Source organism: Methanosarcina sp. 1.H.A.2.2, from assembly GCF_000979975.1.
GTDB lineage: Archaea > Halobacteriota > Methanosarcinia > Methanosarcinales > Methanosarcinaceae > Methanosarcina.
Window position 1 is genome coordinate 143,561 of the sequence record NZ_JJQL01000007.1, and the last position, 19,712, is coordinate 163,272.

The window sequence follows — 19,712 nt, forward strand, 5'->3', positions numbered from 1 at the left end:
GTGTATGTGCTCTCAGTATATCAAGTTTATCAGAGGGTTGGGTACCCTTTATATACTGTAAGGGTTAACCAGCAAAATTTATTAGAGGATTAATAGGTTTTAAAAGGGCATTTAAAGTTATAACGGATTTTTTAGCGTTATTTAGGGAAATATTATTGCTTAGAAGGGCAAAAGGAAGATAAAGTAAATAATAGCATCTAAAAAGGAAATTAATGCCCCAATTCTGGCGAATTCCATAAAAGAAAACGTTTCACCATCTTTTTCAGCATTCTGAAGGATTATAACATTACTTGCAGCCCCCAGGATAAAAAGATTCCCCGCAATTGTACTTCCAGCAGCAAGCGCCATCAGCTGCCCCTGAGAGACCTCACTTCCCATTGCAGGGAGATAGAGCGCAACAAAGGGAACGTTAGAAATAAGCTGGCTGAGTCCCATGCTGAGGACAAGAATCATAGGAACCGAGCCTAAATGCGGAGACATTCTGCCAAGAAGTTCCTGGCAGGTTCCGGACATCCAGACACTTTCCATAAGCACGAACATTGAAACAAAGAAGACCAGAGTTGTCCAGTCAATATTCTTTACAACTTCAGTTCGCCTTTTACTGAGCAGTATGGGAGAAGCGGAGAGCAGGGCAATCCAGCTCAAACTGAAATCCCGGGCAGGCAGAAACTCCACAAGAAGGATCTTACAGGTGATAAGAGCCAGCAGAAGGAAAAGAGACTTCTTTGAGATTTCTGCAAGTTCGGGGTCGGAAATAACCTCTTCAGAATGAACAAGAGCTGTTTTCCCGAATTCCCGGCTGAAAAAGAGCCTGAGTACTGCGTAAGCAAGTGCAAGGTTTATAAGAGTCGGCAGAGCCAGCGAGCGCAAAAAGGTCACAAACGGGGAATCAAGATTTCCGTCAATTGCGATCAGAAGGTTCTGAGGATTTCCGATGGGGCTCATGACGCTGCCTGTGGTTATTCCGAAAGCCAGGGCAAAGAGCATGAGTTTGGGGGATACCCCGTATTTCCGGGAAAAACGCAGAACAAGCGGAGTGCCCATAATAGCAAGGGTATCATTCATAAGGACTGCAGAGAGAAGCCCTGTAGAAAATATCACGAGCAAGACCAGTTGACCCTTGTTCTTTGCCCTTGAAACTATCCGGCTTCCAAGCCAGGCAAGGTATCCGCTCCTGTTAAGCGCTTCACCCACACAAAAAGCCCCGAAAAGGAAGAGGAGAACATCCATGTTAATTGCCCGGAGAGCCTCTTGAGGTGAAATTTCCCCAAGCAGTAGCACTGAGAGAGCCCCGAGGGTCATAACCTGCCAGATCTGCAGCCTCAAAGACCCAACCTGCCTCAGAGCGGTCAGTAAAAGGACTCCAAGGAGAACGAGTACCGAAAGGTCAGGCGAAGACACAAAAGAGGTTATCAAAGACTCTACTGCCATAAATCCCGCAAGCCTGTCAACATAAGTTTCAAAGTTCTATTAATATAAACTTCGAATGTGATATATTCGCAAGTATAAATTTCCTGCGCTCGTCCATCTACCCCTGAAAAACGGCTCGTGAGAGTACAGCAAGAGTACAGGGATACGAAACGCTTAAAATGGACTGAACAATATTTCAAAATATGACTATATGGTTTCCTTTCTCTGCAACCATTCTCAAGGAGGAGAATGCCTATGTTTCAATCTGCCCTGAAGCGGATGTAATCTGTAAAGGAGGAACTGTTGAAGAAGCCGTTGCAAACCTGAAAAAAGAAGTAGAAAAATTCCTGGGAGAAGAACTGCCTCAGGGCTTTTCAAAAATTGTTTATTACTGAAATTATACTAAATTTACCAACTTTACGAAACTTTATGAAACAATTAATATTTCCAGAAAGCTTTCCTTGAAACAAAAGCCTGGAAAGAAGTCCTCAAATTCCTGCTTTTACTGCATCCCAGAGTAATTCCATTTTATCAAGCGGGGTGTTAAGAGGGATTTCGCAGCCTGTCGACAGAATGAAACCTTTTTTCGGTGCCGCGGAGAGACAGCTTTTTACTTCATGCTCGATCTCGGCGCAGGAACCGGTGAGAGGAGCGTCCGGGATAATGTTTCCCATAAGGCAGATGCCTGCATCCGAGAATTCCTTAAATTCCTTGAAGCAGTGCCTCGGACCGCATCCGATGTTTTTGTGGTTATGGAGCTTTTTACATTCAACCCCATACTTTTTTCCGAGCAGCCTGACATCCCCGAAGGCAAAGTTAAGGGCATGGGGTTCAAGTTTCATTTCCAGGTCATAGAAGGCATGAGCTGCGCAGTTATGGGAGATTACATAGCTTCCTCCGGCTTTGATATGGTCATAGAGTTTCTTCGTATATGGCAGCATGAATTCTTCAGCCATTTGCGGGCTGAAAAGGTCTCCCGTGTTCTCCCCGTTTTCGACAAAAATACCGTCAGCTCCGGCTTCAAGCAGGGCATCGGCAAAAAGGATGCAGCTTTCCGTGAGTTTTTCCAGCAGGGCGTGGAAACTGTCCCTGTCCTTCAGCATGTCAATGCAGAGCCTGCTCCCTCCCATGACCTGAGATGCGAGCATCAGAGGAGACATAGTTGCCCCTGTGATAAATGCTTCATCCCCGATTTCCTTCTTGAGAATCTCAACCGATCCGGAAATGGTCTTCACTCTCCCGGACTTCTCGATGTCATCGGGGTTTATCAATTCATGCTCAGCCGCGGATTTGAGTACATATTTTGCAACTGTAGGATAGGCATTTTCCTTTATGTTTACCTTTGTCCCGAGTGCCTCGGCTTCCACCAGAAGGCAGCCCCAGGGGGACATTACATTATCCTGGTGATACATCTCCCGCGCAAGGATCTGTGCCCTTGCAATTCCCTCTGCAGAACCGTAGGCGTCCTTGAGGCTTGTGCCCATCCGTTCCAGTACCGCATGCCCTGCTCCGAACCACAGGTAGCCGTATGGGACACGGTCAACATAGTTTCCTTCTAGTGCGTTAATAAAACGCTCCCTTGAGGTCATTTCCGCTTCCATATAGGATCTCCTTTTTTAAGCTTCCATATATCAGTATAAAAGTAGTTTTATAAATACCACCCAGATTTAAGGCAGAAGAAAAAATCCTGAGAAGGAAATTCAACCAATTTCCAGCTCATAAATGGTAGAGAAGAGCAAAATGAATAAAAAAAAGATATAAAGGAAAAAATCTTCCGTTTTTCTTCAGGGTTTCCTGAGATTTCAATATGGCTTATTCACCCGTTTGCAGGTTTCATTGTTGTGACAGTGCCTGCATCAGACGAATGAAAGGGCTTCATAAGGAATGTAGACTTTATCGGTTTCAGGGGCGTAAACAATTATTCCGTCGAGTTCATGAGTAACTCCATCCTTAATAAGAAGGTTCTTGCTCACGGGCAATTCGGCATCTCCGATTCTCAGTACAGGGTTTAAGGGATCTGTCATATCCAGAGAATACTCATTTTCATCGAGTTGCCCATCTCCGTTGTCTCTGGAGAAAACCTCCCCTGCTTCGACAAACAGATATTCGCTGGTTTCATTCAGGTCAAAGCCCAGTTCTTTAGCAACATATTCCGCAATTTCAGTATTATCCATGTGTCCTGCAGGACTGTCAGGACCATAAGCCCACAGAGGGACATCTTCTCCACAGTGCCCATGAGTAGTCCACCCAATGACTGTATGATTTCGGCTGATTACCTCACTGATAGCATAGTCGAGTGAGAGGCCTTTCCCATCATTGTAAAGTTCAAGAATTTCAGTTATGTCTTCATCAGTTGCATCAATGCCCCACCAGGTCTTCAACTGGGTTTTGATATTTTTGGGAGAAAGATCTTTCCCTATTTTTGCCTCAACACCTGGAGAGTTGAGCTTCATGCCTTTCAGAGGCTTAATAACATCTTTTACTGTTGTGGAGGTATATTCTGAATCGGAGTAACTGCCAATAATCATGCCGCCTGTGTTATGATCCGGGAAAGCCAGGACAAGGGTATGCCCGTCTTTTTCAGCAAAATCAACTGCAACTTTAACAGCTTCATCAAATGCCAGAAAACTGGTGACAGCATAGATAGGGTCATTGGAGTGGTCTGCCCAATCAACCTGGCTACCTTCCACCATCAGGAAGAAGCCGTCCTTGTCCTGGGAGAGCAGCTCGATTGCCTTTTCGGTCATCTCTGCAAGAGAAGGCTCCTCAGGTGCAAGTAGGGGGCGGTTAATGTCCGATTCCATGTGGCTTTTGGCAAAAAGTCCCCAGGTTCTGCCAGAGGTCAGGTCCAACATTTCGTCTTTGTTATCAATAAACTGGTAGCCTCTGTCAAGAAGTACTTTGGTAAGATTTTCCCCATCCTTCCTTTTTCCCCCTTCATCTACAGGTACGAGATAACCGGAACCGCCGCCGAAAACTATGTCAATATCCCCATAAACCATCTGTTCCATAATTTCGTTTTCATTATCTCTGTCATCTACATGAGAAGCAAAAGCCGCAGGTGTGGCATGAGTGACACGAGAGGTTACCACAAGCCCGGTAGCTTTGCCTTCAAGTTTTGAACCTTCAAGCACTGTTGCAAGCGGTCGGTATTGGACTTCTTCGGAAGGGGCTTCCAGTATGCTTAACACAGAATCATCAGCCCGGCCGACGCTTATAAACCCATTTGTTGTTTTATGACCTGTAGCTAATGCCGTTGCAGCAGCAGAAGAATCTGTGATAACTGAGTCAGCACTATAAGTTGATACTGCTCCAACCATCATTTCATCAAGCTGCAGGGGTTTCCCGCTGTACCATCGAGCAAGGGTCTGTACACTCTGGGAACACCCGTCAGGGACAAGGACAATAATGTTTTTGATATTGGCATCCGGGTCTGCCAAAGTTATAGAATTGCCATTAATGTTTAAAACAGTACTTTTTGCATGGGAATCGATTGAGTCCACCGCCGAAGTAATATATCCGAGCAGCAGCAGACCGACGATTGATAGAGTAAACAAAACATATCGTTTCTTGGTCTCCATGAAATTACCTCAAACTTTAAAGAATCTTAGTAAGTATCGGTAAACGAGAGCTTATTGCTGTATTGACTGTTCGGATTAAAAAGAGCCTTTAGATCCCTAACTTTTTCTTTAATCTCACTCAATTCAATCTTAACATAATTCAATTCAATCTCGAGACTCTTTAGATTGTCAAGAATAGCCTCGGGATTAGAGTGACAGAGAAATAGAATATCATCACGCCCCGTAAAAAACACGAAATTAATGATTTTTGTATTAACCAGTATGAAAATAAGCAGCATTGAATATAGCAGAAAAAGAAGTTCGGAGCAAAGGTAGCTGAACAATTATGATATTTACTTTATAGTTTCCTTCTCCGATCTATTAGAGTCAATAGATAAGCTCGATCTAAAATAGCTAGATGCGAAATATTTAACATAGGCACTGAGGTATTACGAACCATGACAGAAATGTTTACATTTTCGGCAGTAGTGCAAAAGGAGAACGAGCGGTACGTATCCTCATGCCTGGAACTGGCCATATCAAGCCAGGGAAAAACGATTGAAGAAGCTGTTTCGAACCTGAAAGAAGCGGTAGAACTTCATATAGAAAAAGAGGACATCACCCTTCCGATCAAGCGCCCGTTTGTGACAACTTTTAAAGTAACAGGGAAAAGACCTGGAGAGAAAAAAGCGCAGTGAAGAAAACGTTGTGAGAAGAAGCTCAGAGGCACTATTATCCTTTTTTACCGTGTCCCCCAACACAGCAGCCCTGAAGATATGCTCCCCCAAGCATATTGATCCAGAGCAGGATCAATGGCCCCCAAGCATTTCTTATTGTATATACCCTACTCACTTCCCAACTCCACAAATATAACATTATATCATTGACTATTTTAAATTAATTACCCAAAATTTTGTTCTTAAACAAAAATTAATTTAACGTTAAAAAATTCAAAGCAATATAAGGATTTAAGTGTAAAAGCTCAACTGCCAACTGCCAAAAAGATAACTGTGGTCTGCAGGCGCCTGTTACTTAAACTATCAACCTGGAAGGCATTTCGGTGCCAGGTCTTTTACCCTTTTGACCTGTAAAAAATATATTTTATGAATGTAAGTCTCAAAAGCCATATTCAAAAAAATGGATAGAAATCGGAAAAATAGAGAAGGAAATAGAGAAGAAAATAGAGAAAGAAATAGAGAAAGAAATAGAGAAAGAAATAGAGAAAGAAATAGAGAAGGAAATAGAGAAAGAAATAGAGAAAGAAAAAAAATAAAACAGAAGAGAAAAGATGGAGTAAGGAAAAACAGTATAAGAGAAGCCCAGAGGCACTACATCCGTTCGCCGTGTCCCCCAACATAGCCTCTCCGAATATCATATGCTCCCCCAAGCATATTAATTCGAAGAAAGGATCAGCGACCCCCGGGCGAGTCTTCAGGTGGTAGATTATGTCGGTAGATTAACCAATGTCACTTCCCAACTCCAGTATATACTAATGGCGTAAATTATTTTAAATTAATTATATCAAAAATTGTTCTGTAACAAATTATATTGTTATACTAAAAGTTTCAAAACCAGCATAAATTTTGTGCCAATTCTAATTTTTAACCAGAAAGATTCAGCAAGAGTGCTCATAGAAGAGCAAAAGAATATTGAGAATACAGCAAAAACAGATCGAAATCGATCAAAAATTAATATAAACAAATTCAAAAGCACTCAAAACAAATAGATACTGAAAGAAGAAGACGCCCGGTGTCACCCTCATCCCTTACTGTGTCCCCCAACACAGTAGCTCTGAAAATATGTTCCCATCAACAACTGCCAGAGCAGGAACTTGTAACTCCGGGCGATTCTTAAACAATCCGCTAATAATTCTATTCGGTCATCCCTATCTCTTCCAGCTCCATTATATAGTAATAATGTAAATTACTTTAAATTAATTATACAAAAAATTCATTTCAAACAAAAAATATTATCATGTAAAAAGTTTCAAAGCCGGCATACGAATTTTTATATAAATGAATATTTGACCTGAAAATACCGCAAAAAAGTCCCAATAAGGCACAAAAATTAAGTACATGAATTAAGCTATAAGTAAAAGCTTACATGCGCAGTCCTGTAGGGTAGTGGTCAATCCTTCGGGCCTTTGGAGCCCGGGACAGCGGTTCAAATCCGCTCAGGACTATTAAAATATTCATCTGGTCTTAAGTCAAAAGATGTATCATAAGAAAGAATTTATTTTCGTGTTTCAGCCAGTTCCGTTCGAATTTTTCTTCTTAGCACCTTTTCAGCCATCCAGCCGATAGCGTTGTAAACAGGATTAACCGGTACATTCACGTAATATTTTGCTTCCGGACTAAGCCAACCTTTTTCTTTCCAGTATGTATAATCAACAGGGGAACTCTGGTCAGGTTCACCAAAACTTGCTTTCTGGGCACGAAAAATGAATATATCCCGGAGGCCTGGAGGGTGCCGCTCTTTCTGAAGGGAATTATAAAAAATAGATGCAGCTTTCTCAAGTTTCCGGTTATTCTCCTGTTCCTTCTTTTTGGAAACTGGTCCTGGAGGAGTTACTATGCCAGCACGGGAAGAGACCTCAAAACCCCATACCCCAGCTACCAGTTTCAGGTAATCGAGAACCTCCTTAAGACCCAGTGCTCCGGCAGTGGAGAGAAGAAGGGCTTTTTTATCGAAAAAACGCGGGCGATGAAAAATATAAGAGAAACGATCGATGAAGGTTTTCATGAGTGCGGAAACATTCATACCATATACAGGCGTAGCAAAGATTACCCCATCGGCGGCATGCATTTTCTGCTCAATAATTGGGGCATCGTCTTTGCATGGACAATGATTCTCTCCCTCTGTAAAACAGACAAAGCAGCCACGACATTGAGATAAATTTGCATCTTTGAGCATCAGATACTCGAACTCAACACTACCCATTAACTGCATGAACTCTTCTATTTTTTTTGCCGCCCGATAAGTATTACCTTTTCGCGGACTTCCCATGATAACCAGAATTTTCATGACTTGAATATATTCATCCGAGTAGTATAAAAATAGTTAGATAAAATATTCAACCTCAAGAATATCTACGAAACGAGTCCAAGCATATCCTTATTGATTCAGCTGAGAGCCATCGTACACAGGGTATTTTAACTGATCTCTTCACAGAGATCAACATTAATCGTAATTGTTCGGAGGTCATAACTAATACAGGGATTTCATAATTAATACAGGAATATCTATGTGTTTGATATCCGGTAAAAACAAAGAACGACTATATATTCTCTGAAAATATAGTATAAAAGGCCGGATACTGATTTTCAGCACGATATTTTTCCGGTTGAAATGTTTCTACCTTTAGTTATAAAATGTCAGAATCTTTCCTGGGGGTGAAAGAATTACTTCTGTGATATCTGAAGATGCAGGACCTGAAGAACTTGAGTCAATAGCAGTGGCAGTACACTCCCTTATAGGGCTTCCTACAACCATTCGCAGCCTCAAGCAAAGGGGGCTTCGCCTGGAAAAAGGGGAAATAATTGACAGGGACTATACAGGACCTGTACTCGAAGAGGTGCTCAGGACCGGAAAAACCATAAGGGGAGTTCCGAAGGAGGGCACTTACCTGGGCAGAAGCGTGGCTGTTTGCCCGATCTTCTCGGCAGATGGGGAGGTAATTGCAGCAATAGGAATTGTGGACCTATTATCTGCCCTTAAGATGCAGGAAATAATCCGGACCGTAGTAAACAATAGCCCTGCAGTTGTTTTCCTGTGGAGAAAGGAGGAAAAATGGCCATCCGAATTTGTGTCGGAAAACGTCATCCAGTTTGGGTACACGGTGGAGGACTTTATTTCCGGCAATATCCTTTATGGGGACATCATCCACCCTGATGACCAGAAAAAAGTTGAAGAGATGTTTGAACAGCGTATCCGAAAAGGTGAAGTTGACTTCAATGCGGAGTACAGAATATTCACAAAAGCCGGAGACCTGCGCTGGGTCAACGAAAGGACATTTATCCAGCGGAATGAAGACGGAGAGATAACCCACTTGCAAGGGCTTGTCCTCGATATAACCGAACGGAAAGAGAATGAAGAAGCCCTCAGGAAATCTTTTGAAATGCAGAAGCTGTTGAGAACCATAATCAACAACAGCCAGGCAGTGGCATATTTATGGGAAAACAAAGAAAACCTGCCGACAGAATACGTTTCAGAAAACGTGACCCAATTCGGTTACACTGTAGAAGATTTCACATCAGGGAAAGTGGCTTACGGGAGTATAATTCACAGGGATGACATTGGCACGGTTATTGAAACCCTTAAACGCAACATCGCAGAAAGCCGGGATTCTTTTGATATTGAATACAGGATTTTTACAGGAGACGGAAAAATGCTCTGGGTGGATGAGAAAACCTTTATCCAGAGGGACAAAGAAGGCAAAGCAACACATCTTCAGGGCCTTGTTGTAGATATTACCGAACGAAAAGAAGCCCAGAAAATGCTTGAAATCCAGCGGGAACTGGGAATGAACCTTAATACTACCTGGAATCTCCATACCATTCTTGACCTGGTACTTGATGCCTGCCTGCAGATAAACGGACTGGATGCCGGGGGCGTATATATTAAGGACGAACTTATGGACCAGATAAATCTTGTTGCATCCAGGGGAATTTCACCCGAATTCAAAGAAAAGGTTTCAAGATATAAGGCAGAATCAAATGAGGCAAAACAGATCTGGATCGAAAAGCCCATTTACTCGCTGGATTTTTACTCCGAAAATATGGCTGAAGCGGTAAGGGAAGAAGGAATTACAGCAGTCGCGATAATTCCTCTTAAGTATAGTAACGAAATCGTAGGCAGCTTGAATTTTGCCTCCCATACTCTGGATAAGATTCCCTGGAGTATCCGTAACTTCCTTGAAAGCATCGCTCTCCAGGCGGTAAACCATATCGCTCCGGTCTGTATCCAGGCGGACCTATCATAAACCGCTCTCAAACTAAGGTCCACTGGTTTTCTCCTTTATTTCTCGAATCTTAAGAAATCTTATCTTACCCGGGGGATTTGAACTACAGAAGGGATTTGAACTACAGAAGGGACTTGAACTACAGAAGAGACTTGTTACAGGAATTAAAACATCATTTTTTCTTCAGGAGATACCTTAAATCTCCTGAACTACAAAAAGTCACATCGATTTTATATTATCGGCATCTACCGCAAAACTAGAAAAGCCTTTTAAAGTGGCCCATAAGACCATATCTGCTATTAATAATTTATTTCTGGGACAGTTTGTACGTCTGCCCTTTATGCCCTTCATATTACAGTATGGCCTTATGGACCATTTGTAAATATATACGCAATATTATAAATTGATAGCGATAGAACTATTGATTATTTAACCAGTCTTCTTTTTTACAAATCAAATAACATCATGTCCACGGCAATGATCTCTACAAGCTATGGCTTGACCAGTTGCTCTAAAAACAACTATAGTGAGGTGGCAAAAACAGGTTGAACATGCTTGTTCAATGAAAAGTAGGATATAAAAAAGACCGTTGAGTAAAAAAAGGCAGTTAGGTGGTTCACAAGGTTTATCCTGCATCATGAAGTAGAATATTACCGGATCAGTTTTGAGGCTGTCCTGCTTTTACTCCATTTACAGTATCCTGTGTCATGAAGTATATTACTGGATCAGTTTTGAGGCTGTCCTGAATTTGCTCCATTCTACAGTAATCCCTCATGAACCAATCATATATATGTAAGTGATATTATAAAATGCTGGCGATAGAAGTTGTGTTTATTTACGCAGTCCCTATATTTACGAATCAATCGCCCTTGTATACCTGAGACAAGGTAACTTAATCTGCCTCAAATCCCGGATATAAATCAACGGATATCGTGTTTTCTTTCCTTCACCGTCCCCCTGCTCGAATATTTTTCAGGATTTCCTTTACACCAGGCCTTTTTCCGTACATGAGCAGGTAAACCCTGAACAACCGGCTCGAAATCAAGATTACTACATGAATTGAAAAAAAAAGGATAAAGAAACTCGCTGCGATCTGGTAGAAAGGAACTTCCGAAGCCCCAATCCTTGCAAGCATGGATGCAGGAGAGGTGAAAGGAAATAGGGACAGAAAAACTGCAAGCGGGCTGTCGGGGCTTGTAAGGATCACCTGCATGAATATAAGAGGAAATGCAGCTACAAATGTGAAAATTCCTGCTACCTGCTGGCTCTCCTGAAGAGAACCGGTTACTGCCCCGACTCCTGCCATCATGCTGGCAAAGAAGAGAAAGCCGAGCAGGAAATAGATAAGGGCAATAAAAAGGAGCATTGGCTCGAGATCTACCGGAAGGGCATAGCCACCTCCCAGAAAGATTACTGAGAGCCACACGACAATCTGCAGGAGGCCGACTGCTCCAAGCCCCACTACTTTGCCAGTAAGAAGCTCAGAAGGGGTTACGGAAGAAAGAAGAACCTCCATAATTCGGTTTTCCTTTTCTTCAGCAACCCCACGAAGGAGATAGCCTGATGCCGAAAAAATACTGAAAAAGAGGAGAAAGGCCATAAGAAAAGGCAGACCAACGCTGGCAAGGATCTCGGCTATGCCCTGCTCTGAAGATTCTCCATTATCCCCTATATTATACATATTAAGGTTAATCGGATCTTTGACTCGCTCGAGCACGGGTTCATCCACCCGGTCTTTCAGGAGAGAATTGATCGCGATATTTGAAAGTTCAGACGAGAGTTCAGCCCCCGGAACTGACATTCCCTTTTCGGAGGCATAAAGTTCGATCACACCGGTCTCAAGGAAATCTGCAGGGACTATAAGATAGGAAGAAATCTGCCCTGACTGCAGGGCTTCCCTGGCTTCAGAGTCCTCTTCGTACCTTACAAACTCTATAGTTGAGGGCTTTGCTCCCAGCGGCCCCATAGAGAAACCTTCATGGGTTAATGATTCCGGAAAATCGAAGGAACCGGTCATGTCAATATAGCCTACCCTCTGATCTTCGGCAAGAGTGGTGCCGGCAAGCAGAGAGGGAATAATAGCGATTCCGGCAAGGAGAAGAGGAAAAGCAAAGGTCATGAAGAGAAACTCTTTACGCCTTACGGTTTTCAGGAACTCATGCTTGGCAACAATAAAGGTTTTTCCGGAAAAATTACTCACCAGAAGCACTCTCCACAGTCTCAATAAAAATCTCGTTCAGGGAAGGAAAAGCCTGCTCAAACCGCAGGATATCAGCTCTCCGTACAAGCTCCTGAAGAACTGCCTGTGCGCTTATGCCTTCCTCAGGAAAGATCTCAACTGACCCGTCATGCTCTGTAATTTTTCTGATGCCTGGAATTTCTGGAATAATGCTCAAACTCCTTTTTTCAGCGAACTCCACAAGCAGAGAGTTCTTCCCGTGCTCCTTTCGTATCCCTGCAACGGTGCCGTAAAGCACTCGCTCACCTTTATTCAGCATAAGGATCCTGTCGCAGAGCTTCTGCGCCTGTTCCATCATATGCGTGGAGAGGATAACAGTCCTGCCCGCATTCCTGTACCCGATAATTTTGTCTTTGATAGCTTTCGTGCTCACGGGATCAAGCCCTGAGAAAGGCTCGTCAAGAATGACAAGTTCGGGTTCATGAATGACAGCAGAAAGGAACTGAATTTTTTGCTGCATTCCTTTTGAAAGCTCTTCTACCCTTTTCCCCCTGTGTTCGTACAGGTCCAGGGATTTCAGAAGAGACTCTGCATTCGCCTGTGCCTCTTTCTTAGGGATGTTTTTAAGCTGTGCGAGATAGACAAGCATATCCAGAAGCTTTGTTTTCCTGTACAGCCCCCTTTCTTCAGGAAGATAGCCGATCCTATCTTTTGCAGCAGGACCCAGAAAACCCCCAAAGACCCGGATTTCTCCCGAATCCGGTTTTATAATATCAAGAAGCAGCCTTAAAAGGGTGGTTTTTCCAGCCCCGTTTGGTCCCAGCAGCCCGAAGATCTCACCCTGTTCGACTGAAAAAGAGATGTCTCTGATAACATTTTTTTCTGTGAAAGACTTTGATACGCCTTCAAATTCCAGAGTATGCATCCAGATTAAATATATTCCAATATAGAATAACTTTATTGGATGTTTAATTTGGGGGAATAGGTGACAATATGCTACCCAGACTGGTCATACACAACACCATAAGTCTCGACGGCTCAACTACCGGCTTTACGGCAAACCTTGATGTTCACTATGGAATCCTGGGCAATTACGAGCCTGATGCCATGATAGTCGGCTCAAACACCGCAAAGGCGGGAACACAATTTTTTTGCGAAAAAGTCCCTCCGGAAGATGAATTGGACTTCAAGAAACCTGAAATTCAGCCTAACGACACCCGGGCATACTGGATGATCGCTGATTCCCGGGGAATTCTTGAAGGGCTGATGCACGTTTTCAGGCGTTCCGAGTACAGTAAAGATGTGATCGTCCTTGTATCGGAGAAAACTCCTGAGCCTTACATCAATTACCTAAAGGAAAGGAACTACGACTTTATCCGGGCAGGAGCAGAACGCGTGGATGTCAAGCAAGCACTTGAAATTGCAAATGAACGGTATGGTTTTAAGCTTGTAGTCTCGGACAGCGGAGGAATACTGAACAGCATTCTGCTCGAACAGGGGCTCGTTGAGGAAATCAGCCTGGTCTTGACTCCGGAGATTGTGGGAAAACCCGGGACAAATCTTTTCAGAGGCATTGAGAAAAGCGGGATTCAACTCGAACTTGTAAGAAATGAAATTGTGGAAAAGAAGTATGTGCATCTGGTGTACAGGGTTTTAAAAGAATAAAAGGGATAAGAAAAGAATTGGAAAAAAATTAGAAAAGAATTAGAAAAGAATAAGAAAGGAATAAGAAAGGAATAAGAAAAGAATTAGAAAAGAATAAGAAAAGAATAAGAAAAAAATAAGAAAGGAATAAGAACCAACATCATTACCACTGAAAGGTTACTGAAAGAAACAGATTTGAGAGTAGTCATACCAATCCATGCGTCCACGGATTAAAAATTAGTCTATTGAAACTGCTTTGCGCCTTTCTATATTCTGTACTTTTTTGTAGGCAACGGACGATAGTTTTGACTATGTTGCAGATACGGCAATAATGTGCTGTACTTTGGGATGTTTTTGACATATGAAATATCCAGGTAGAGTTTTGAACTTAAAAGTAATTCTGTTGAGAGCGGAATAGGCTGCGTAAGATTATTATAGTTCTGATTATTCCAATCCTCCTGTGATAAGAGTTAGATATCAGGAATTCCCTCTTGAGATACAAAAAAATAAATTATTTTATTGTGTTAAAGCCCCTGATTCTTTCCCTGTAGCGAAAATATATGTCATGAATAATAATTATCAATCAGTTCAATAAACTTTATAATGTAAATCTATATAATATTAGGAAGTATTAGGCAGAAACGTTTCCGGGGAGAGTAAACCCGGATGAAATTTACGGTGGAATCTCAATACGAATTACAAAACTAACCCTATCATCTCATATACAGAGGATAGTTTCGAAAGTCTTGCTTTAAGCGGGATGGGATCTGGAAAGCCAGAACTCTCTACCCGGACTGATAAACTGTTTTCAGCTTTTCTTATAGCTGCCGAATCTCGGTTTGAGGAGTGAATACATTGCTCGAAGCCTTAGTGTACGGTGCAATTGCCGCCCTTATATCCGGAACTGTCCTCCCTCTCCTGTACCGCAGTAAAAACACAAGAAAGACTTCTTTTGGCCTTTCTCTGATCTCATCAATCCTGCTTCTGGGTTTTGCAGGCGCGATCCTCTACACTGGAAAAGAGCCTGTATTTCCAGCCATTAGATATCTTCCGGGCCTGGATTTTACCCTTGCTGCAGACCGGCTCTCAGCCGGATTTATCCTGCTAATTGCAGCAGTCGTGCCCGGTGTTTCAATATATTCGGTAGAATATGTAGAACACGCTAAAAGCGAAGCCGGAAAAAACCTGCAGGCAGCCCTTACAAATCTCTTCATCCTTGCCATGCTTATGGTTGTACTTGCAGGCAATATGGTCATCTTCCTTATTTTCTGGGAAATAATGTCCCTTTCATCTCTCCTGCTTGTGCTTCACGACTATTCCTCTGAGGAAAATAAAAAAGCAGGCTTTTTCTACTTCGTGATGACCAACATCAGCACGGCGTTTCTTTTCGTGGGCTTCATAAGCCTCTTCAAGTTGACAGGCTCGGCCGAGTTCGGACCGCTTGAATACTCTGCAAGCGAGCTGGCTCTCCCCTTCCTCTCCCTTTTTATAGGTTTCGGGGTCAAGGCAGGACTTGTTCCTTTCCACAAATGGCTTCCCTATGCTCACCCTGCAGCCCCATCAAGTGTCTCGGCACTGATGTCCGGAGTCATGCTGAAGGTTGCAGTCTATGGCTTCCTGCGTTTCCTGCTCTCTGTCTTCACACCTGAACTCTGGTGGGGAGTACTCATCCTTACAGTAGGCAGCCTTTCAGCCCTCTTTGGGGTAATTTATGCCCTTAAGGAAAACGACATAAAAAGGCTCCTTGCCTACAGCAGCATTGAAAACATAGGAATCATTTTCACGGGAATAGGGCTGTATGTTATATTCAAAGTTGAAGGGCTTGAATCCCTCGCCCTGTTAAGCCTTGCAGGAGCCTGCTTCCATGCCTTTAACCATGCTCTCTTCAAAAGCCTGCTCTTCCTCTGTGCAGGCTCGATAGTCCATGCTACAGGCACAAGGAATATCGAAGCCTTTGGAGGCCTTGTAAAAACGATGCCTGTAACCTCAGCCCTTTTCATGATAGGTTCAGTCTCGATTGCAGCCCTGCCCCCAACAAACGGTTTTGCTGGTGAACTCCTGCTCTACCAGGCTTTCTTCCAGTCGTTTGCCGTAACTGACCCCCTTCTCACCGTATTTCTGATAACTGCTCTCTCAAGCTTTGCCCTTACCGGAGCGCTGGCAGCTGCTCTTTTCGTAAAACTTTTCGGGATCACCTGTCTTGCCATGCCGCGTTCGGAAAAGAGCCGCCTTGCTGTAGAAGTCCAGAAACCCATGCTGATAGGATCCGCAGTGCCGGCAGCTCTCTGCATACTTGCAGGGCTTTTCTCAAAGCAGCTCCTTTCTCTTGCAGGCTGGGAGATTGAGTTCCCGGACCTGCTTTTGCTGGGGCTTCTGCTTGGGTTAATATACGCAGCCCTTTTCCTGATAATCCGTTCAAAAGAAACGAGCCCTGCCAGGATTAGCGAAACCTGGGGATGCGGAAGTCCGACCCTTGCCCCTTACATGGAATACAGCTCTGCAGGCTTTTCCGAGCCTCTTGTAATGATCTTCAAAAACATTTACAGGACAAAGATTGTGCACAAAGCTGAGTACCTCGACAAACAGGAAAGCCTCTTTAAAAACGGGAACGTGGAAATCCGCCTTCTTCGCTTCTTTGAAGAGTACCTTTACATCCCTCCTGCGCAGGCAATCGAGAGTTTTTCAAAATATGTTTCAAGCCTGCAGAACGGAAAACTTGACAGTTACGTCCTTTACGCCTTTCTGGCAGTAATTGCATTGATTATAGCAACCGGAGGCCTTGTATGAACACGTCGTTCCTGCTCTTTGCCCTCTTAAATCCGCTTTTTGCCCTGCTGGCAGCCCCTCTATACATGGCTCTGATCCGGAAGGTAAAGGCATACGCCCAGGGAAGAAAGGGCCCGAGGCTTTTTCAGGTTTATTACGATTTAAGAAAACTCATGAAGAAGGAAGCGGTCTATTCCCCTACCTCCTCCTGGGTCATGCGGTTTACCCCATACCTCAACCTTTCGACTCTGCTAGTTTGTTCCCTTTTCGTACCTCTGGTCTTTGTACCGGAACCTGCAGGAGGGCTGGGGAATATCATTGTCTTCCTGTACCTTCTTGCACTTGAAAGGTTCTTTACTGCCCTTGGCGGACTTGACGCAGGAAGTGCTTTCGGAGGCATGGGCAGTTCAAGGTCAATGAGCCTTGCAGCCGTGATCGAACCAACGATGGTAGTTGCTTTTGCAGCTCTGGCTTTTGTTCTGAAAAGCCTCAATCTGCACCATATGTTCGCACTTACTGCAGGCACGGTCCTTCCCATTAGCCCGACCCTTGTCCTGGTCTCAATCTCGCTCTTCATTATCCTGATCGTGGAGACCGGCAGGCTCCCTGTGGATAACCCGGCAACTCACCTTGAACTTACCATGATTAATGAGGCAATGATCCTTGAACAGACAGGAAAGAATCTTGCCCTGCTTGAACTTGCCCATGCTCTTAAACAGTTCCTGCTTATGGGGATATTGATTAACACAATTCTTCCAGTAGGGCTCAGTACTGAGATAGATGCCGGAAAAATTGCGGTCTCGGCCCTTCTCTTCCTCCTGAAAGCAGGACTGCTTGCAATAATAATCGGGCTCTTTGAATCAGCCCTTGCAAAGATGAGGCTCTTCAGGCTTCCTGCATTTTACGTGATGGCATTTTTCTTTTCAGCCCTTACCATCCTTATCGAGGTGTTTGCATGATTGACCCGCTCTTCCTTGAAGGCATAATAAAGGTCCTTTTCGTCTTTGTCCTTATCAGTGCAGGGCTGATCATCTCAACCCGCAACCTGAGTTCAGTCCTTACCACATACACAATCCAATCTTTCCTGCTAGCTGCAGTCTCATTTCTCCTCTACATGATAGACGGGAAAGGTCAGCTTCTGCTGCTGGCAGGCCTGACCCTGGCAAGCAAGGTAATTCTGATTCCTTACTTCATCTCCAGAATAGAAGAGAAAATCAAAATCGGAAGAGACCTTCACTTTGCGTATCTGGAGCCTACTCCCTCTCTTCTGCTGAGCATAGGCCTTATCCTCCTCTCCTATACGTTCCTTTCAAGGGTCTTCGAAGGACTGCCCCTCTCGAGGCTCTTCTTCTTCGGGGCTGTGATAGGCCTTTCCCTGACCCTGATGGGCATGCTTGTGATGTTCAGCAGAAAAAAGGTAATCACAAAAGCGCTTGGCTACCTAAGCATGGAAAATGGGGTCCTGATGTTCGGGCTTTTTGTTACGGAGCTTCCCTTTATCATCGAAGTCCTGATTATAATCGACCTTATTATCCTGGTCATGCTGACCACTATTCTGGCTGTGGGGATGGACTCGAGCATTGAAGAATACAGGCAGAAATTCCGAAAACTGCAGATCTGGACAGGAGTGGAATCCCTGTGATCCGGTATTACCTGTTAGTAATGGGGATATTCCTGGCACTTGGTCTTATTCCAAAGTCCCACCGACTCATGAATGCGCTTGCCGCAGGAAACGGCCTGCTGCACCTTGTCATGAGCTGCACAGCTCTGCTCATGCTTGACCTGCCAGGAAGGCTCGGAGAATCTCTCTATCTTGACCACCTTAACCTTTATGTGGAACTAATAACGGCCCTGGGATTTTCCGCAGCAGCCTTCTATGCCAGAGGGTATACTGACAGCCTTATGGAAGCGGGAGAACTTGACCCTAAAAACCTGAAGACCTTCTACCTTGCCTTCAATCTCCTGCTTGTTACATCCACTGTTGCGCTCTTTTCGGATAACCTGGCGCTTTTCTGGATCTTTGCAGAACTCACAACGGTCTGCGCTGCCATGCTTGTTGCAATTCTGTCAGCAAGGGAGAATATCGATGCAGCCTTAAAGTACGTCTTCATAGTCTCCGGAGCCATGCTCTTTGCTTTCCTCGGGCTGGTTTTCCTCTTCACCCTCTCGGAACAGACCCTCGGAGAGGGCACCCTCAACTGGACAGTACTGGCACTTCATGCCTCTGAGTTTTCCCCTGCCCTTCTCCTTGCAAGCTTTACATTCACGTTCATAGGCTTCGGGGCAAAAGCAGGGGTAGCTCCTTTCCACACCTGGCTCCCGGACGCCTATGCAAGGGCACCTTCGGTAAGTGCAATTCTGTCAGGTTTAATGCAGAATCTGGGAATCTACGGAATTATCAGGATGTATGCCCTGCTTAGAGAGAGCAGTGCCGCCCCACAGGCGTCTTCTATCCTGATTGCAGCAGGGGTTTTCTCAATTGCTCTCGCTTCATTCAGCATGTTCCAGCAGAGGAATTTAAAGAGGCTGATAGCCTTCTCAAGTGTCGAGCATATGGGCCTTCTCCTCATAGGAATAGGGATCGGGACGCCTATTGCCCTTTTCTGGACTCTTTATTACATGCTCGTCCATATCCTGGTAAAGGAAACTCTGCTGTTTTCCGCAGGCATTCTGCACAGGCAATACAGAAGCAATATGCGTGAAAATATGAAGGATGTCTTCAAACTCCAGCCCATGGCAGCCTGGTGCCTGATCCTTGGGAGCATTGCAATAGTAGGAATGCCGCCTTTTCCTCTCTTCCCGGCAAAATTTTTCATCCTGCTGGAAAGTGCGGCAGTTTCTCCCTACATGACCCTTGCAGTGCTGCTCATGCTCATCCTTGCAGCTGCATCCTTTGCAAACTTCCTGTTGAAAGCCTTCTCAAAGGTGACTGTAGAAGAAGAAAACGAAAAAGAGGAGCACAGGCACATACCCAGGACTCCTGCGGGAACAGGAGGAAACGCAAAGGAACTCTCCACAGGAAAAGCAGTATATGAGAAAAGCAGGCTTCCGGGTCAATATATGGTAAAGAATGGAATGAAGGTCCCAACGATCTTCATGCTGGCTCTTGCCCTTGCCCTTGGCTTTTATTTCCCTGATTCACTAAGGGATCTGCTTGATGCGATAATTCTTGAACTCGGGTATGTTTAAGGGG

The 19,712-nt window shown here is 44.1% G+C and carries 15 protein-coding genes and 1 tRNA gene; 10 read left to right on the forward strand and 6 right to left on the reverse strand.

What is annotated here, in order from left to right; genetic code table 11:
* Positions 1 to 159 precede the first annotated feature (159 nt).
* On the reverse strand, positions 160 to 1,431 hold the full coding sequence (locus EO93_RS01730) for an anion transporter (RefSeq protein ID WP_048160838.1): 1,272 nt from the start codon (positions 1,429 to 1,431) through the stop codon (positions 160 to 162).
* Positions 1,432 to 1,613: 182 nt separating this feature from the next.
* On the opposite strand from EO93_RS01730, the gene EO93_RS01735 reads away from it, so the two are divergent.
* On the forward strand, positions 1,614 to 1,805 hold the full coding sequence (locus tag EO93_RS01735) for a hypothetical protein (RefSeq protein ID WP_048131596.1): 192 nt from the start codon (positions 1,614 to 1,616) through the stop codon (positions 1,803 to 1,805).
* Positions 1,806 to 1,898: 93 nt separating this feature from the next.
* Here the strand turns inward: EO93_RS01735 and EO93_RS01740 are convergent, their stop codons facing one another.
* Complete coding sequence (locus EO93_RS01740) at positions 1,899 to 3,011, reverse strand: methylcobamide--CoM methyltransferase (protein WP_048160840.1); 1,113 nt, start codon at positions 3,009 to 3,011, stop codon at positions 1,899 to 1,901.
* Between the two features lie 255 nt (positions 3,012 to 3,266).
* A complete protein-coding gene (locus tag EO93_RS01745; RefSeq protein WP_048160842.1) occupies positions 3,267 to 4,991 on the reverse strand; it encodes an alkaline phosphatase in 1,725 nt (574 codons plus the stop codon).
* A 437-nt stretch (positions 4,992 to 5,428) separates the two neighbouring features.
* Here EO93_RS01745 and EO93_RS01755 point away from each other — a divergent pair, with 437 nt between their 5' ends.
* The 3 genes from EO93_RS01755 to EO93_RS01765 all read left to right on the forward strand — a co-directional run bounded on the left by EO93_RS01755 (position 5,429) and on the right by EO93_RS01765 (position 7,152).
* Entirely contained in the window at positions 5,429 to 5,668 is a 240-nt protein-coding gene (locus tag EO93_RS01755; protein ID WP_048131604.1) for a type II toxin-antitoxin system HicB family antitoxin, read from the forward strand.
* A 439-nt stretch (positions 5,669 to 6,107) separates the two neighbouring features.
* Positions 6,108 to 6,329, forward strand: a complete 222-nt coding sequence (locus EO93_RS17160) for a hypothetical protein (protein WP_156161202.1) — start codon at positions 6,108 to 6,110, stop codon at positions 6,327 to 6,329.
* Between the two features lie 750 nt (positions 6,330 to 7,079).
* A tRNA-Gln gene (locus EO93_RS01765) sits at positions 7,080 to 7,152 on the forward strand.
* 50 nt (positions 7,153 to 7,202) lie between these two features.
* Here the strand turns inward: EO93_RS01765 and EO93_RS01770 are convergent.
* Positions 7,203 to 7,994 (reverse strand): flavodoxin family protein, encoded by a 792-nt coding sequence (locus EO93_RS01770; protein ID WP_048160846.1) that lies wholly within the window; start codon positions 7,992 to 7,994, stop codon positions 7,203 to 7,205.
* Between the two features lie 385 nt (positions 7,995 to 8,379).
* Here EO93_RS01770 and EO93_RS01775 point away from each other — a divergent pair, with 385 nt between their 5' ends.
* On the forward strand, positions 8,380 to 9,951 hold the full coding sequence (locus EO93_RS01775) for a PAS domain-containing protein (protein ID WP_048160849.1): 1,572 nt from the start codon (positions 8,380 to 8,382) through the stop codon (positions 9,949 to 9,951).
* 925 nt (positions 9,952 to 10,876) lie between these two features.
* On the opposite strand, the gene EO93_RS01780 is transcribed toward EO93_RS01775, so the two are convergent.
* On the reverse strand, positions 10,877 to 12,130 hold the full coding sequence (locus EO93_RS01780; RefSeq protein WP_235284070.1) for an ABC transporter permease: 1,254 nt from the start codon (positions 12,128 to 12,130) through the stop codon (positions 10,877 to 10,879).
* A complete protein-coding gene (locus tag EO93_RS01785; protein WP_048160853.1) occupies positions 12,123 to 13,034 on the reverse strand; it encodes an ABC transporter ATP-binding protein in 912 nt (303 codons plus the stop codon). Before EO93_RS01785 ends, EO93_RS01780 begins: the two co-directional genes overlap by 8 nt.
* Before the next feature lie 68 nt (positions 13,035 to 13,102).
* Here EO93_RS01785 and EO93_RS01790 point away from each other — a divergent pair, with 68 nt between their 5' ends.
* The 5 genes from EO93_RS01790 to EO93_RS01810 all read left to right on the forward strand — a co-directional run bounded on the left by EO93_RS01790 (position 13,103) and on the right by EO93_RS01810 (position 19,708).
* Positions 13,103 to 13,774: a dihydrofolate reductase family protein gene (locus tag EO93_RS01790; protein ID WP_048131615.1), complete on the forward strand. Its 672-nt coding sequence runs from the start codon at positions 13,103 to 13,105 to the stop codon at positions 13,772 to 13,774.
* 825 nt (positions 13,775 to 14,599) lie between these two features.
* On the forward strand, positions 14,600 to 16,540 hold the full coding sequence (locus tag EO93_RS01795) for a proton-conducting transporter membrane subunit (RefSeq protein WP_235284071.1): 1,941 nt from the start codon (positions 14,600 to 14,602) through the stop codon (positions 16,538 to 16,540).
* Entirely contained in the window at positions 16,537 to 17,478 is a 942-nt protein-coding gene (locus EO93_RS01800) for a respiratory chain complex I subunit 1 family protein (RefSeq protein ID WP_048160857.1), read from the forward strand. Before EO93_RS01795 ends, EO93_RS01800 begins: the two co-directional genes overlap by 4 nt.
* Positions 17,475 to 18,161 (forward strand): hydrogenase subunit, encoded by a 687-nt coding sequence (locus EO93_RS01805; RefSeq protein WP_048131618.1) that lies wholly within the window; start codon positions 17,475 to 17,477, stop codon positions 18,159 to 18,161. The genes EO93_RS01800 and EO93_RS01805 overlap by 4 nt, the downstream gene beginning before the upstream one ends.
* The gene (locus tag EO93_RS01810; protein WP_048131619.1) at positions 18,158 to 19,708 is read left to right on the forward strand and encodes a proton-conducting transporter membrane subunit; all 1,551 of its coding nucleotides are present in this window, start codon (positions 18,158 to 18,160) and stop codon (positions 19,706 to 19,708) included. Before EO93_RS01805 ends, EO93_RS01810 begins: the two co-directional genes overlap by 4 nt.
* Positions 19,709 to 19,712 lie beyond the last annotated feature (4 nt).